The organism is Marinomonas ostreistagni, from assembly GCF_016461785.1.
GTDB lineage: Bacteria > Pseudomonadota > Gammaproteobacteria > Pseudomonadales > Marinomonadaceae > Marinomonas > Marinomonas ostreistagni_A.
Genome location: NZ_JAEMUH010000006.1, coordinates 150075 through 164431 on the forward strand (window position 1 = coordinate 150075; position 14357 = coordinate 164431).

16 protein-coding genes are annotated in these 14357 nt (G+C 45.1%); 4 read left to right on the forward strand and 12 right to left on the reverse strand.

All coding sequences use genetic code 11. The annotated features are described in order from the left end of the window. Positions 1-19: 19 nt before the first annotated feature. Positions 20-667, reverse strand: a complete 648-nt coding sequence (locus JHD44_RS07800; RefSeq protein WP_199462191.1) for a DUF2959 domain-containing protein — start codon at positions 665-667, stop codon at positions 20-22. A gap of 93 nt (positions 668-760) precedes the next feature. Next, positions 761-1666: a LysR family transcriptional regulator gene (locus tag JHD44_RS07805; protein ID WP_233401890.1), complete on the reverse strand. Its 906-nt coding sequence runs from the start codon at positions 1664-1666 to the stop codon at positions 761-763. Between the two features lie 97 nt (positions 1667-1763). Between JHD44_RS07805 and JHD44_RS07810 the strand changes: the two genes are divergently transcribed. Further along, positions 1764-2945: an MFS transporter gene (locus tag JHD44_RS07810; RefSeq protein WP_199462192.1), complete on the forward strand. Its 1182-nt coding sequence runs from the start codon at positions 1764-1766 to the stop codon at positions 2943-2945. Between the two features lie 29 nt (positions 2946-2974). Then, positions 2975-3778: a 2,5-didehydrogluconate reductase DkgB gene (dkgB, locus tag JHD44_RS07815; RefSeq protein ID WP_199462193.1), complete on the forward strand. Its 804-nt coding sequence runs from the start codon at positions 2975-2977 to the stop codon at positions 3776-3778. 80 nt (positions 3779-3858) lie between these two features. Here dkgB and JHD44_RS07820 read toward each other — a convergent pair whose 3' ends face one another. From JHD44_RS07820 to JHD44_RS07835, 4 genes are all read right to left on the reverse strand, one after another. Next, on the reverse strand, positions 3859-4749 hold the full coding sequence (locus JHD44_RS07820) for a LysR substrate-binding domain-containing protein (protein ID WP_199462194.1): 891 nt from the start codon (positions 4747-4749) through the stop codon (positions 3859-3861). 40 nt (positions 4750-4789) lie between these two features. Continuing rightward, positions 4790-5527 (reverse strand): amino acid ABC transporter ATP-binding protein, encoded by a 738-nt coding sequence (locus tag JHD44_RS07825; protein ID WP_199462289.1) that lies wholly within the window; start codon positions 5525-5527, stop codon positions 4790-4792. Positions 5528-5531: 4 nt separating this feature from the next. Next, on the reverse strand, positions 5532-6479 hold the full coding sequence (locus tag JHD44_RS07830) for an amino acid ABC transporter permease (RefSeq protein ID WP_199462195.1): 948 nt from the start codon (positions 6477-6479) through the stop codon (positions 5532-5534). Between the two features lie 71 nt (positions 6480-6550). Continuing rightward, a complete protein-coding gene (locus JHD44_RS07835; RefSeq protein WP_199462196.1) occupies positions 6551-7360 on the reverse strand; it encodes a transporter substrate-binding domain-containing protein in 810 nt (269 codons plus the stop codon). Between the two features lie 295 nt (positions 7361-7655). Between JHD44_RS07835 and JHD44_RS07840 the strand changes: the two genes are divergently transcribed. Then, positions 7656-8555 (forward strand): homocysteine S-methyltransferase family protein, encoded by a 900-nt coding sequence (locus tag JHD44_RS07840; protein WP_199462197.1) that lies wholly within the window; start codon positions 7656-7658, stop codon positions 8553-8555. Positions 8556-8623: 68 nt separating this feature from the next. On the opposite strand, the gene JHD44_RS07845 is transcribed toward JHD44_RS07840, so the two are convergent. The 6 genes from JHD44_RS07845 to JHD44_RS07870 all read right to left on the reverse strand — a co-directional run bounded on the left by JHD44_RS07845 (position 8624) and on the right by JHD44_RS07870 (position 13252). Then, positions 8624-9403 carry a LytR/AlgR family response regulator transcription factor gene (locus tag JHD44_RS07845; protein WP_233401892.1) on the reverse strand — a complete coding sequence of 260 codons (780 nt, stop codon included), beginning with the start codon at positions 9401-9403 and terminating at the stop codon, positions 8624-8626. Beyond that, positions 9390-10499: a sensor histidine kinase gene (locus JHD44_RS07850; RefSeq protein ID WP_199462198.1), complete on the reverse strand. Its 1110-nt coding sequence runs from the start codon at positions 10497-10499 to the stop codon at positions 9390-9392. Before JHD44_RS07850 ends, JHD44_RS07845 begins: the two co-directional genes overlap by 14 nt. Continuing rightward, positions 10492-11169 carry a hypothetical protein gene (locus tag JHD44_RS07855; protein WP_199462199.1) on the reverse strand — a complete coding sequence of 226 codons (678 nt, stop codon included), beginning with the start codon at positions 11167-11169 and terminating at the stop codon, positions 10492-10494. Before JHD44_RS07855 ends, JHD44_RS07850 begins: the two co-directional genes overlap by 8 nt. An 8-nt stretch (positions 11170-11177) precedes the next feature. Then, a complete protein-coding gene (locus JHD44_RS07860; RefSeq protein WP_199462200.1) occupies positions 11178-11933 on the reverse strand; it encodes a MipA/OmpV family protein in 756 nt (251 codons plus the stop codon). A 161-nt stretch (positions 11934-12094) separates the two neighbouring features. Further along, on the reverse strand, positions 12095-12430 hold the full coding sequence (locus JHD44_RS07865; RefSeq protein ID WP_199462201.1) for a zinc ribbon domain-containing protein YjdM: 336 nt from the start codon (positions 12428-12430) through the stop codon (positions 12095-12097). 69 nt (positions 12431-12499) lie between these two features. Then, a complete protein-coding gene (locus tag JHD44_RS07870; RefSeq protein ID WP_199462202.1) occupies positions 12500-13252 on the reverse strand; it encodes a DeoR/GlpR family DNA-binding transcription regulator in 753 nt (250 codons plus the stop codon). Positions 13253-13380: 128 nt separating this feature from the next. Here JHD44_RS07870 and JHD44_RS07875 point away from each other — a divergent pair, with 128 nt between their 5' ends. Continuing rightward, on the forward strand, positions 13381-14355 hold the full coding sequence (locus tag JHD44_RS07875; RefSeq protein WP_418903729.1) for an ABC transporter substrate-binding protein: 975 nt from the start codon (positions 13381-13383) through the stop codon (positions 14353-14355). Positions 14356-14357 lie beyond the last annotated feature (2 nt).

Here is a 14357-nt window from a genome sequence, read left to right on the forward strand (position 1 = left end):
GCGCTAAAAGTAAAACGAGTTATTGCTGCAGGGTTGCAATGAACTCATCCGATTCTTTAATGGCTTCGCTCATCTCATTAATCAAACCTGAAATATCAGTCCTTAAGCTTGCGAACTCACCTTTAATGGCGCTTACCGCCGCGGCGTTTAAATTATGCTTAAGGTACAACACATTATCATTTAGTGTCGCCAAAACGGGCGCCATCTTAGATTCCGCTTGATGCATACTGCGAAGCATTTGGCTGAACTGGCGCTTAGTGGCATTCAACTTTTGTTCACTCGCTCGGCGTAGTTTGCTGTTTGTATACTGGTCCAGCTCATCTTCCCACTCATCAAATAAATCGTTAGCAACGTCTTCTACGTTCTCAATTTTTTTTGATACACGCTCCGCCGCGGCTTTGCTGCTTTGATAGTCGTCATTCAGATCATTGTAGATATCTTCGTAATCGCCACCATCAAAATCGGTCAACACTACCAAACGCTGGTAAGCTGTTTGAAACTCCTCTTGACTGTCTTTCTGACTATCTCGGACATCTTCAACTCGATCTACCAAAATGTCTCGTTTATCAATACCGATCTTTTCCATGGCGCCATAGTAGGCTGTTTGACAGCCAGCCAATGACATTAATAATAACGCGCCCATGGTTTTAACGACCACACCTTTCATATTCTCTTCCTTATCGATCCGTTAGCTGTTGAGCATTGTCTCGGCTGCTTGCAAGGATTACAACCTTTTAGAGCCAAGCTTTCTTAATAGGCATCATTGTGCATCGGTAAAGCTGAGGCAAATCCGATCAGACATATAATCCAGAAATGCCGTTATCCGGCTGGCAAGTGTGGTATTGCGATAATACACCGCATGCACGGGCTCCCTTTCATTCGGGCTAACTGTGTCTTGTTCCAATACTTTGATGAGACGGCCACTTTTTAAATCTTGCATAATCATAAATTCAGATAACAACGCAAAACCTTGTCCTGCAAGGCATAGTTGGCGCATGGTTTCACCACTACTGCAATGCAAAGTGGGGCGAAGAGTCACTGAGGAAGAAAGCGGCCAACGATTCAAATGGGGCGCATCGGTAAACCCCAACACCTGATGTTTTAGTAAGTCTTCTGGTACTCGTGGAGCACTATAGCGATTAAGATACTCTGGTGATGCAACAACATGCAAAGGGCTTTTACCAAAGTATCGTGCATGCAAATTTGAATCCTTAAGTGAACCGATCCTAAATGCCAAATCCGTGCGGCGCTCAATCAAATCAATGATGTTTTCATTTGCCACCAATTCCAGCTCTACCTGCGGATAACGTTCGCGAAAGCCTGCCACATGGGGGACTAGTTGATGCAGGATAAAAGGTGTTGCCGCATCAACTCTTAAGCGTCCCGCAGGAATGCCTTTTAGTACCTTTAATTCCTCTTCAGCAGCAGCAAGTTGTTGCAAACCTAGACGTACTTGCTGGGTGAACTGTCGCCCCTCTTCCGTTAATTCAAGTCGTCGTGTTGTACGGTGAAGTAAGGTGCTATCCAATTCTTTTTCAAGGCGACTGACGGCACGAGACACTTTCGCCACTTGGATATCCAGAATCCGCGCTGCGGAAGAAAAGCTGCCACTATCAACTACCGTGAGAAGAATTTCGAGATCTTCGTTACGAGAAATTATTGTCATTTTTGTAAAAGTAATTTGTTTTTGATGCTATTTTTGCAAAAAATAGCATTGGGCATACTGGTACGCAAGTTCAACATAACCTCAACTGGAGATTGAAATGCCCATTGCTCTACTCGCACTGACCCTCAGTGCATTCGCGATTGGTACGACCGAGTTCGTTATTGTCGGTTTGGTACCTACTATTGCTCAAGATCTCAGTGTGTCATTGCCCTCAGCTGGCTTGTTGGTCAGCTTGTACGCTTTAGGCGTGGCCATTGGCGCCCCGGTATTAACCGCTCTGACTGGTCGCTGGCCCAGAAAGCATGTCTTACTTTCGGTCATGACATTGTTTGTGATTGGTAATGTTCTGGCCTGGATGGCCCCTAGCTACGGCTCACTGATCACTGCCCGCATCCTTACCGGCCTTGCTCACGGTGTGTTCTTTTCTATCGGCTCAACCATCGCGACGGGGTTGGTTAGTAAAGATAAAGAAGCCAGTGCTATTGCCATCATGTTCACCGGTCTTACTGTTGCTCTGGTCACTGGAGTGCCGCTAGGCACATGGATCGGCCAAAACTTTGGTTGGCGTGCGACCTTTATGGTGGTTGCCGTTCTCGGCTTGATAGCACTAATTGGGAGTGCTTTATTGATCCCTAAAAACTTGAAGCAGTCAGCCCCTGCACGTATTTCACAGCAGCTTAGTGTTCTGACACAACCACGCCTGTTGCTGGTCTATGCCATGACAGCGGTTGGTTACGGCGGCACTTTTACTGCCTTCACTTATCTTGCGCCCATTTTGCAACAAGTCTCAGGTTTTGATGCCAGTGCTGTAGGGCTGATCATGCTGGTCTATGGCGTCTCTGTTGCGTTCGGCAATATCTGGGGTGGCCGTTTAGCAGACCGTTTGGGGCCAATCAAAGCTTTGAGTTACATCTTTGCTGCGCTGACTGCCGTTCTTCTAGTGTTCACATTTACCGCAAGCAACTCTGTGGCAGCAGTACTGACGATCTTAGTTTGGGGAGCTTTTGCCTTTGGCAATGTACCAGGCCTGCAGGTCTATGTTGTGCAATTGGCAGAGAAATACACACCTAACGCCGTGGATGTGGCATCTGGTTTAAACATCGCCGCCTTTAACGTAGGCATTGCTTTAGGTTCGATTCTTGGCGGCGTCATTATTGAACACATGTCTCTCATGGATACCGCATGGGTCGGCGCCATCATTGTTGCCATTGCACTCATATTGACCCGCTTTTCTGGATCTTTGGATCAGCGTCCAACGCCTGCTCAAGCAGCACTTTAACTCTAGCAGTACATTAATAGGAGCATTTTATGAATACGATCCCATCACTTGGTTTTGGCACCTTTCGTCTAGAAGGCGACACCGCATATCAATCGGTAAAATCTGCACTAGAAGTTGGCTACCGCCATATCGATACCGCGCAAATTTATGGTAATGAAGCAGAGGTTGGTCAAGCCATTGCTGACAGTGGCATTGATCGCTCAGAGCTGTTTATCACAACAAAAGTCTGGGTCGACAATTTAGCTACTGAGCACTTCATCAAGAGCGTTCAAGAGAGCCTAACCAAATTGCAGATTGACCAGGTAGATCTACTGCTTATTCACTGGCCTGATGCGACTAACAAGGTACCTCTGACCTCTTATCTTAATGACTTAGCTCAGGCTCAAAAACAGGGTTTAACCAAACACATAGGCGTTTCTAACTTCACCACCCAACATTTGGAGCAAACCATTCAACAGTTAGGTGAGGGGGCAATATTTACCAACCAGATCGAAGTGCATCCTTATTTGCAAAATCGTCAGGTAACAGACTACTGTCAGCAACACAATATTCGTGTAACTGGCTTCATGCCTCTTGCTGTCGGTAAAGTCATGGAAGATGCAGTGTTACAGTCCATTGCCAAAGATCACCAAACCTCCGTCGCGAATGTGGCGCTTGCTTGGCAGTTACAGCAAGGGCTTATTACCATTCCATCTTCCACTAAACGTGCAAATCAAGAGGCTAATTTAGCGGCTCTGGATGTGACCCTAACGAGCGAGGATATGCAGCGTATCGCGGGACTTGAAGCCAACGAGCGCATTGCAAACCCAGACTTTTCTCCTGCTTGGGACTAAGCAAATAAGCCCTGTATTGAGAAAGTTTTCTAGGTACGAGACGCCCTATTAGCAAACTCTAGTAGGGCGTTTTTTTTGAGTTACACGACCGCTCGGCTTTGACGCTCTAACCAATCAAAAAACAACATCGCGTCAGAGGATAAGTCCGTGCCGGACTTGCGCACCAAATAGAAAGACTCACTAGCAGGAATACGTTGATCAAACAGTTCCACTAATCGACCATCGGCGAGCATGTCTTCCACCATGGATGAACGAGCCAGAGCCACTCCTACGCCTAGCTCTGCTAGACGTAATGACGCCAATAACGTGTCCAGTTGCATACCGCGAGAAGGATCGACCAGATCCTCATTGATCATCGATAACCAGTAGCCCCAACCTTCTTCGTAACCGAGTACATGCAGTAAGGTGGTTTTGGCTAAATCACTAGGACTTTCAATCGTTTCTCGTTCCATAAGCTCTGGTGAGCAGACAGGAAACAAAGTATCCCAACTTAGGCGCTGAGACACAAAACCGGACCACTGTCCATTGCCCCAACGAATTTCAAAGTCATCGTCCGCATCGGTATCTTTCACCCATAGGGAGCTTATATAGCGAATGTCGATATTGGGGTGCTGCTGATTAAACTCCGCCAAGCGCGGTGCCAACCAATGGACAAAGAACGATAAACTGCCGCGAATCTTCACTGGTGTACGCTGATCCGAGTTAAACAGTTCATTGGTCGCGGCGGCTAGACGAGAAATGGAATCTTGCACCACAGGAAGGTAAGACATGCCTTCATCGGTTAAGGTCAAACCGCGTGGCAAGCGCTTAAATAAGGCGACACCAAGATGACGCTCTAACAAGCGGATTTGCTGGCTGACCGCACCTTGCGTTAGATGTAGCTCTTGGGCAGCTTTGGTAAAGTTCAAGCTGCGTGCAGAGACTTCAAAGGTGCGTAACCAGTTTAATGGGGGAAGTGTTTTCTCATTCATCAAAGCACCCAAGCGCCGACCATTTCGATTAGAAAGGCGCTTAGAGTACCTGACCTAGAAAACGTTGCAAGCGCGGGTGCTCAGAATTAAAGAAACGTTCTGGGGATTCTTCGAGGACTAACTCACCCTCTTCCATAAATACCACACGATCAGCCACTTCACGGGCAAAGCCCATTTCGTGCGTGACCACGACCATGGTCATCCCTTCTTTGGCCAAGCCTTTCATAACGTCCAATACTTCACCGACCATTTCAGGGTCTAGGGCACTGGTTGGCTCATCAAATAACAGGGCTTTGGGCTTCATAGCAAGAGATCGAGCAATGGCAACACGCTGTTGTTGACCGCCTGATAGACGTGATGGGTAGTGCTCCATGCGCTCATGCAATCCAACGCGGTAAAGTAAATCTTTGGCTTCTTGCTCTACCTCAGCTTTATCACGTTTTAACACCTTCAAAGGCGCTAACATGACATTGCCTAGGGCAGTTTTATGGGGAAATAGGTTAAACGACTGGAACACCATACCCACTTCTTCTCGAAGTTTGTTGATATCGGTACTCTTGTCCGCTAAGTGCACGCCATCAATCTCAATTCGACCAGAGCTAATGGTCTCAAGTTGATTAAGAGTACGCAGAAAAGTGGACTTGCCTGAGCCACTTGGACCAATGATCACCACTACCTCACCGCGGTGAATGTCGAGCGATACTTTTTTCAGCGCGTGACAGCCATTTTCAAAGACTTTATCCACGTCTCGTGCTTGGATTAACACTTCTTGTTTCATTGACTTAGTCACTGGCCGCTAACCTCTTTTCTAGTCGTTGAATGCCCCAAGATAAGCTGCCTGTCACCAGCAAATATAATGCGGCGACCGTAAACCACACTTCAAACGGCGCAAAGCTGCCACTGACCACTTCTCGGCCTGCCTTAGTCAAGTCGGTAATCGAGATCACCGATACCAAAGACGAGTCTTTGATCAAGTTAATGAACTGTCCAGCCAGAGACGGTAGTGTTCGTTTGATGGCTTGAGGCATCACCACATAGGTCATCGCTTTGGCGTAGCTCATCCCTAATGAGCGAGCCGCTTCCATCTGACCTGGGGGCACGGATTGAATACCGCCGCGGACGATTTCCGCCACGTACGCTCCGGTGAAAATCGATAATGCCGCGACGCCCGCTGTAAAACGATCGAGATCAAATACGGTGCCAATAAAGAAGTAGACGATGAATATCTGCACCAATAAAGGCGTGCCACGGATGACTTCTACGTAAGTCACTGCCAAATTACGCCATACTTGGCCATGAGCCACACGCATCAAGCCAAAAACCACCCCTAGGATGATTGAGAAAATCAGCGATAAAAAAGAGATCTTAATGGTGACCCATAAACCTTCAGCAATCGGGCCAAAACGCCAACCTTCAATACGGGCAATGGTGTCTCCCTGGAAGATCAAATCCCCATCACGGGCCACCAACTTGTCGTATTCAGGAACGATCTGAGGCGAACCGCCAAAGTCAGGAGTAATACTTAGCTGACCGGAAGCGGTCACTACTGCTGTGCCATCCGTTTGCGCAATGATGTCCTGCGGCTCAGTGTTAATGACATAAGGCCATAAGCGCTCCCAATGCCAACTGTAATTGATTTTCTGTCCTGAAAAATACACGCCAGCTATTAAAGCGGCCATGATGACAAGGTATAAGCCGTGGCCAAACCAGCGGCGTGATGATGTCTGCATGATGTCTCTTTTTATAGAAAAAGAGCCTAACAGGTTAGGCTCTTGGTATGACTCACTGATCGACTCAGCGTTTACTGAATACTATCTACCCAAGCATCTGAATTAAACCACTTGTCGTAAATACGGTCGTAGGTACCGTCTTTCTTAATCTGAACAAGATAGTTATTTAAGAAGTTTAGGAAATTCACATCATTTTGACGAATTGCCCAACCCAACGGCTCGTAGGTAAAGGCTTCATCTAAATGCACAACACCTTCCTTATTCTGCGCTGCATACATGGCATTGTATGGAAGGTCATAAACAAATGCGTCCGCCTTACCATTTTTCACCTGAAGAACAGAGTCAGCAGAGGTTTCGAACAAATCTAGCTGTGCATTCGGAAAATATTTCTTCGCAGCAATCGCGCCCGTTGTACCAATTTGAGAAACTAAGCGGAACTTAGGGTCATTCAAGTCGCGGTAATCTTTAATTTTTGACGCGACTTCAGGCGTCACTAACACCGTCTGCCCCATCTCTAGGTAAGTATCAGCAAACAGCACTTTCAGATTGCGCTCAGGTGTAATACCCATACCACCATTAATGATGTCACATTTGCCAGTTTGTAAAGCTGGGATAATGCCGTCCCAAGCGGTGTTAACAGGGACAAATTTCACTCCCATAGAACGTGCCATATGTTTAGAGATGTCGATATCAAAACCAATAAAACGACCGTCTTTGGTTTTCATTTCGAAAGGAATATAACCAGCCTCGAAGCACACTTTTAACTCACCGGTTGAAAGAATGTTATCGATTGCTGAATCCGCCGCGTTAGCAAAACCGCCACCTAGCATTGAGCCTGCTAGAGCTAAGCCAGCCAATGCTTTCTTGAAACCTAGTTTCATGTCATTCCTCATCATCTATTTTGTTTTGAAGGCACTCTCACAGCAGTAAACCGCTGCGCCTATAGAGAGTCCTAAAGGGGGGACTAAATATACCCAAAACTAAATAGAAGTAGTATCGACAGGATCCAGCCCTAAGACCCAAGTATTTTAATGGCTAGACAGTATTTCATTGATTATCTGCCCATTATAGCCATAAAAACTCATTTTTGACCCTTTAAAAGTAATTAATGAGATTTTATTTCCGGATTGACCCCGCTAGAATGGGCGCCAATCAAATCTTGCTAGGAATACAGTCATGACGACAATCACCATACTTGATGGCGGCATGGGCCGCGAACTAGAGCTCCGTGGCGCACCTTTTAGACAGCCAGAATGGTCTGCCTTGGCTATGATGGAAGCACCTGAAATTGTAAAGGACGTACATAAAGCGTTCATTGCGGCAGGTTCTCGCGTCATCACCACCAACAGTTACGCCTTAGTACCGTTTCACATTGGTGAAGAGGTTTTTAAACAGCGCGCTGCGGAATTAGCTATAGAATCTGCCAACGTAGCCAAACAAGCAGTTGTAGAAAGTGGCGAAGATGTAAAAATCGCAGGTTCCCTTGCCCCTTTATTCGGCTCCTACCGCGCTGATCTATACGAAGCAGAACGTGCGGAAGAAATCGCTCGACCATTGATCAAAGCGTTAGCGCCCCATGTTGACCTTTGGCTGAATGAAACCCAAAGCTTACTGGCAGAAACTTTGTTAATGAAGAAGCTGGTTGATGAACTGGACAGCGATAAAAAACCATACTGGGTGTCTTTCACTCTTGAAGATTCAGAACCAACCCCTGAGCCATGCCTGCGCTCTGGAGAAACGGTTGTTGAAGCGGTGAAAACCATGGCTGCTGCGGGTGTCGATGGTATTCTGTTTAACTGTTGCCAACCTGAAATCATTGCCGATGCGATTGCTCTGACTAAACAAGTCTTAGCTGAGATGAATACAGAACTTCAGATCGGCGCTTACGCCAACGCGTTTCCTCCGCAACCTAAAAACGCGACGGCTAACGATGGCTTAGATGAATTGCGTGCCGACCTCACACCAGAGTCTTACTTAGTTTGGGCTGAGAAATGGTGCGAGCTGGGTGCGACACTGATCGGCGGCTGCTGTGGCATTGGCCCAGATCATATTGCAGCTCTTGCTAAGCGTTTGTAACGCCATTATCTAAATCTGGAAAAACAAAGCTCTGTTATTAGCATAGTGATAGGGCTTTGATTACATGACTACATCTGCTTAAACAAATGCATATTACTTCGACTAACGGGTAACGCTTTCTGTATTCCTTTTAACGAGACAGTTAAATTACCACTGTCATCTTTATTGACGCATTGGATATGACTCACCTGAACCAAAGCAGAACGATGAATCCGCCAAAATTCATTGCTGTTGAGTTCATCCATGAGTTGCTTAATGGATTTCTTAATAAGGTACTCCCCCTCCTCTGTGACAACCGTCGTATATTTGTCCTCTGCGATAAAACAACTAATCTTACTGACTTGAATGACATGAATAGTGTCCCCGCGCGAAGCATTCACCCATTGGAGAGACGAATTTAAAGTGTGCGGCAGCAATTGATGTAACTGTTGTGCGTCCAACTCATATTTAACCGTTGTTTGCGATCGCCTCTGAAGACGTTGGATACACTCATAAAGACGCTTTTCAGTGACCGGCTTAAGCAGATAATCTAGTGCTTCCTGCTCAAATGCCGCTATAGCGTGTTCGTCATAGGCAGTCACAAACACTAAGTTACCTTGAAACCCTGATTCACGGAGCTTTTTTGCTGTTTCTATACCACTCAGCCCAGGCATTTTTATATCCATAAAAACCGTATGAATATCTATTTCACTAGCAATGTTAATCGCTTCAACACCAGAGCCAACGGCTATAATGTGATCAACATCTTGCCACAAATCCTGTAGCATTTTTTGCAAATGAAATCGTAATAATGGTTCATCATCAACGACCATCACCTGAATCTGTTCTTCTGGTCTAATGTTTGCCATGATCAAATCCTAATAGAGTATGAGGCGGCATACTTATTGGCCAACTTAGTATTACCTGACAACCTGACACTTGCTTCTGTTCATTATAAATGTTGTCTATCTCGAAACTTGCGTGCTCTGCATAGATTAAGCGCAAGCGCTGCCGAATATTTTTTAAAGCAATCCCATGTTTCTTTTCAGATGTATCTGAAGTTTGCCAATTTGGTGCCAAGCCCATACCAGAATCTAAAATAGACACATGGCAACGATCATCTTTTATCTTGACCGTGATGGAAATAACACCACCTTTTAGACTTGGTTCTATTCCATGAATAATCGCGTTTTCAACCAATGGCTGTAACAAGAAAGGAGGACACTCTATATGATCAATCTTGTCTGTAACTTTGATTTCATAGCTTAATCGATCCCCCATTCTTACCGTTTGAATCGACAAATAGGCCGACACCAAATCCAGTTCTTCAGTGAGTTTAATACGAGGTTGCTTTATCTTACTCATGGAAACACGAAGTAAGCTTGTTAAATCATCAAGCATCCGCTTAGCGTCTCCCGGCCTAATATCAATCAGGACTTGAATATTCGCTAACGTATTAAACAAAAAATGCGGCTCTATTTGAGATTGCAGCATTTGATAATTGGATTCCGCAAGTTGTTTTTCTTGCATCAGTGTTTTCAGCTTTTGCTCTTGAAGCTCCCTCTCCTTTCGACTGAGCCTATGAGCGTTATAAAATATGTAAGTGACCAACATACTAAACAACACTTTTAATACAAGGTCGGACCAAGATGCATTCAGAACGGCATCAACCGAATCGTAGACTTGGTAAAGCAAATACCCCATTCCAATAACAACGCCACCAAAGTATCCAAGTACGGTTGCCCATAAAACGGAGAGCCGATTTTTGAGATAATAAATACTCAGTCGAATACAGGATAAACAAGCTGCGCCAAACACGAGCGAGATCTGTAGGGTCATCCAGAATTCCCCCGCCTCAGTGATCCAAATCACGACAGCAATCAGACCGCAATAAATCAGTACAGTTAGCGTGTCCTTAAATAATTCATGACTTTTCCAAAACGCTTGAACTGGCCGCTTATACATTTACTTTTTCCTTTTGGTAGAGTTCAAACTGATATCTACCCATCACTAAAAACCACGCCATACTCCCAAAGCCAAAAATGCCACCTAATTCAGTTAGCATCGGGATAGCGGTTAACAACCCCACCCCTCCAAATACTAACGCAACCGCTTTTAACCAACGGTCTATCGCGTGAATTGATCGTAAACTGAGCCCTAGTCCAACAAGCCAAATGCTTCCCACTAATTCATTACCACCGCCAATGCTATCTATCAACAATTGCATGGTATACCAGAGTGAAATAGCAACGTCTCGTTGCTCGTCCATTAGCTCTAAAATCACATGAGTACTAACGTTGGCCAACATACCTGTAACAATGGTCAATGCTGCCCAAAAGTAGCCGAAAATCATGGCAATGGATGCGACTACTCCCTTATAAAGATAAGGTTTAATTCCCACCTGAAAAGCAACTAAGGCAACACCAAAAACAATGTAAATCACAAAATACCAGGTATGAAGTAACGTTGAATTTGCCGACATTAACTTCAACTGCGGCGATACTGCGTGAGCTAAATTTCCATAAGATGCAAAAAAAGCGACGTAGACGGCTATACCAAACAAAAAGCTTAATCCTGCTATCACACTTGCGGCTGCTACCAACAAGTGTGACTGATACCGTTTTTGACTCTCCATAAGCTTGCTCAAAAACGGTAGAACATAGACAGTGCACCACTCCAGTAGCCCGATTCCTCAACTATAGGGCTATCACTGATACCACGCCCTAAATAATCGTAAGCGATTCGTGTCGCCACATGCCATTCAGCTGAAAGAGGATAAACATGCGTTACTGAAGTATTTGCGTTTGTTGCTGCTTTCCCTTGGTATGCACTAAAGCGACTGCTTTCTTCGGCAGCTCTTACACCGTAATAGTAGTCAACCAGTTCTTCTGATTGATGATGAATGGCAAACGCTGGGATAAAGGTACCAACGTCAGTTTCAAGCTTTTTAGAAAGCATGAGTTTCGCTTCATATCCTTCATGGGTCTCTGAAACGTCTGAAGAAAGCGCCGTCGTGATATCAATAAAAGGTGTAAAATGCGTCCACTGAATCGCAAGCTCCGTAGCGTCTTTACGCTTCTCAAAATGCTTTAACAGATCATTATCATCCCGATCAACAACCGACTCACGCATGAGAAGTACAGCACTTAACTGACCTATTTCACCTACTTTTGAAGATATACCGATACCTTCTGGCCCAGCGATAAACATACCGTATTCAAGATTCACATAAGGACGAATCTCAGCTTTGTCTTCTTCTCCAAAGACATGACTCTGAGCGCCTAAAACTGAAAGCCCTAAATCGGCATTCCATTCCGTAGCTTGAGTAGCATAGCTCGTACCCACTAAGGAAAATAAGGCACTGTACTTCAGCACTGTTGATAATGTTGCATTCTTCATGTTGTTTCACTCAGTCTGTTTTATATATTTAAAAGGGAATGTGTGTAGAACACAGGGAGAAAGATCCCATAAAACAGATGAGTGAAAATGATTAAGCGATAAGAAGTGCTATAAATGGATAAACGGAGGCATACACAGATAAACCGTTAAACTGTTTGCAATTACGCTTTCTTCACAAATTTAGCAGTAACAAACATATCTCCCGCACCATCAACCCTACAATCAAGCTGATGATCTTTCCCTTCTTTGATGCGCTTGATCACCGCTTTCGTACCAATTTTCAACACCATTGAGCTACCTTTAACTTTCAAGTCTTTAGCAAGGGTGACTTTATCTCCTTCGGCCAACAAAGTACCGTTCGCATCTTTAATAGATAGCTCACTGTCCTCTTCAACTTCATTGGGATTCCATTCATAAGCACATTCTGGACACACAAGATTTAGCTGATCTTGATAAACATATTCAGACTGGCATTTTGGGCAAGGTGCTAAAGACATCTCGAGACTTCTCTTAAGTTAAAACGATGCATGATTTTACCTACTCAACGTGTATTGATCGAGGTCATGTCATGAGTAAATGAGACGAACCCCCAAAGACGTGATCTTGCTTTGCAAGTAAGCTGGCGGCTGACGGTCTGTAATCAGACAATCAATGTCTTTTAGGCGTGTCCAAACACAGCGTGACGCACGGTCAAATTTCGTACTATCGACCATTAACACTCGGTAGTGGCAATTATCAACCAAGGCTTCTAAAGAGCTAATATCATCATCTGTGAAGTCAAACAACACGCCATGCTTATCAATAGCGGATACGGAAAACACGCCCACATCTGCTCGATATTTCTGAAAGAAACGCACTGCATCTGCACCGACAATATCCTGATCGCGTTTGCGAACTTTGCCGCCTGCTACGGTTAGCTCGCCCTTTGGATGCTCGCTAATAATACGCGCCGCATGAAGATTCGTGGTCATGACATGCAAATCTTCTTTTTCGTTTAGACATTTCGCTAACTCAGCAACTGTTGAACCAGATCCCAAAAACACCGACTGATAATCCGAAATCTGCTGTAAGCAGAGTTCGGCCATACGTCGTTTACCTTCTGCGTTGTAAATCTGACGCTGATTAAAGCTAATGTTTTCACGGTTCGGAAACGGAACCACTTCCCCATGATTTCTTAATAACAGTCCCTTCTCCGATAATAAACGCACATCACTGCGAATAGTTTGTACCGAAACGCCAAAAGCATCCGCAACCGCTTGTAATGGCTGACGACCATTTACATTGATCCATTGAATAATATCCAGTTGCCGCTGATTCATAATCCTCCCCTAAAGCGTAAAACTTCAAACGAAAGCAAATAACATCCAAACGAAAGCATTCAGTAACTTTAGTGTCAAAGTGTGGCGTTAGTGTTTCAGTAACTTCTAACCACTTAGGAACTTTTGCAATGAAGATGTTAAAAACGCTCGTCGCAACCAGTATTTTGGCTTCAGTATCTTCCCTATCTTTCGCTGAGACACTGACGCTGTACACCAGCCAGCCAAACAAAGATGCTCAAATGACCGTGGATGCGTTTGAAAAAGCCAACCCAGGCATCGATGTGGAATGGGTACGTGACGGCACCACTAAGCTTATGACTAAACTTCGTGCTGAGCTAAGCAGCGGTGTAGTGAACCCAGATGTGCTTTTGATCGCTGATAGCGTGACCATGGAGTCCATGGCAAAAGATGGCTACTTAGCACCCTACCTAAGTCCTAATCGTTCGAACTACGATGCGTCTCTTTACCACAACGAAGGCTACTACTACGGCACTAAATTGATCACAACGGGCATCGTTCGCCACCAACGTGCGCCAGAAAAACCAACAGATTGGTCTGACTTCGCAAAGCCTGAATACAAAAACCAAATTGCGATGCCAAGCCCACTTTACTCTGGTGCAGCGCTGATCCATTTGGCAACGCTTACAGATGAAGCAAGCCTTGGCTGGTCTTACTACGAAGCGCTACATAACAATCAGGTGATGGCGCAAGGTGGCAACGGTAGCGTATTAAAAGCCGTGTCTTCAGGTACCAAACCATACGGTGTCATCGTCGATTTTCTTGCGATTCGTGAAGCACAAAAAGGCTCACCACTTGAATTCGTATTTCCGAAAACAGGTGTCAGCATGGTGACAGAGCCAGTGGCCATTATGAAAGGTTCAAAAAACCAAGCAGCAGCACAAAAGTTCGTAGATTTTGTTTTATCAAAACAAGGTCAACAGCTCGTACTTGACCAAGGCTATTTGCCAGCACGCTCTGACATGCCTGTTCCAGAAGGCTTCCCTGCACGTGAAGAGATCAAGCTAATGGCCTTCGACGCTGCAAAAACATTGGAAAACAATGAAGCCAACAAACAGCGCTTTAGCGATATTTTTGAAGGCTAATC

Excerpts from the sequence above, each read along its gene's own strand:
- JHD44_RS07870 (WP_199462202.1), bottom strand. The coding sequence starts at position 13,252 with ATGAATCAGCGGCAACTGGATATTATTCAATGGATCAATGTAAATGGT.
- JHD44_RS07810 (WP_199462192.1), top strand. The coding sequence starts at position 1,764 with ATGCCCATTGCTCTACTCGCACTGACCCTCAGTGCATTCGCGATTGGT.
- JHD44_RS07835 (WP_199462196.1), bottom strand. The coding sequence starts at position 7,360 with ATGAAACTAGGTTTCAAGAAAGCATTGGCTGGCTTAGCTCTAGCAGGC.
- dkgB (WP_199462193.1), top strand. The coding sequence starts at position 2,975 with ATGAATACGATCCCATCACTTGGTTTTGGCACCTTTCGTCTAGAAGGC.
- JHD44_RS07805 (WP_233401890.1), bottom strand. The coding sequence starts at position 1,666 with ATGACAATAATTTCTCGTAACGAAGATCTCGAAATTCTTCTCACGGTA.
- JHD44_RS07865 (WP_199462201.1), bottom strand. The coding sequence starts at position 12,430 with ATGTCTTTAGCACCTTGCCCAAAATGCCAGTCTGAATATGTTTATCAA.
- JHD44_RS07845 (WP_233401892.1), bottom strand. The coding sequence starts at position 9,403 with ATGGCAAACATTAGACCAGAAGAACAGATTCAGGTGATGGTCGTTGAT.
- JHD44_RS07830 (WP_199462195.1), bottom strand. The coding sequence starts at position 6,479 with ATGCAGACATCATCACGCCGCTGGTTTGGCCACGGCTTATACCTTGTC.
- JHD44_RS07850 (WP_199462198.1), bottom strand. The coding sequence starts at position 10,499 with ATGTATAAGCGGCCAGTTCAAGCGTTTTGGAAAAGTCATGAATTATTT.
- JHD44_RS07840 (WP_199462197.1), top strand. The coding sequence starts at position 7,656 with ATGACGACAATCACCATACTTGATGGCGGCATGGGCCGCGAACTAGAG.
- JHD44_RS07875 (WP_418903729.1), top strand. The coding sequence starts at position 13,381 with ATGAAGATGTTAAAAACGCTCGTCGCAACCAGTATTTTGGCTTCAGTA.
- JHD44_RS07825 (WP_199462289.1), bottom strand. The coding sequence starts at position 5,527 with ATGAAACAAGAAGTGTTAATCCAAGCACGAGACGTGGATAAAGTCTTT.
- JHD44_RS07855 (WP_199462199.1), bottom strand. The coding sequence starts at position 11,169 with ATGGAGAGTCAAAAACGGTATCAGTCACACTTGTTGGTAGCAGCCGCA.
- JHD44_RS07800 (WP_199462191.1), bottom strand. The coding sequence starts at position 667 with ATGAAAGGTGTGGTCGTTAAAACCATGGGCGCGTTATTATTAATGTCA.
- JHD44_RS07860 (WP_199462200.1), bottom strand. The coding sequence starts at position 11,933 with ATGAAGAATGCAACATTATCAACAGTGCTGAAGTACAGTGCCTTATTT.
- JHD44_RS07820 (WP_199462194.1), bottom strand. The coding sequence starts at position 4,749 with ATGAATGAGAAAACACTTCCCCCATTAAACTGGTTACGCACCTTTGAA.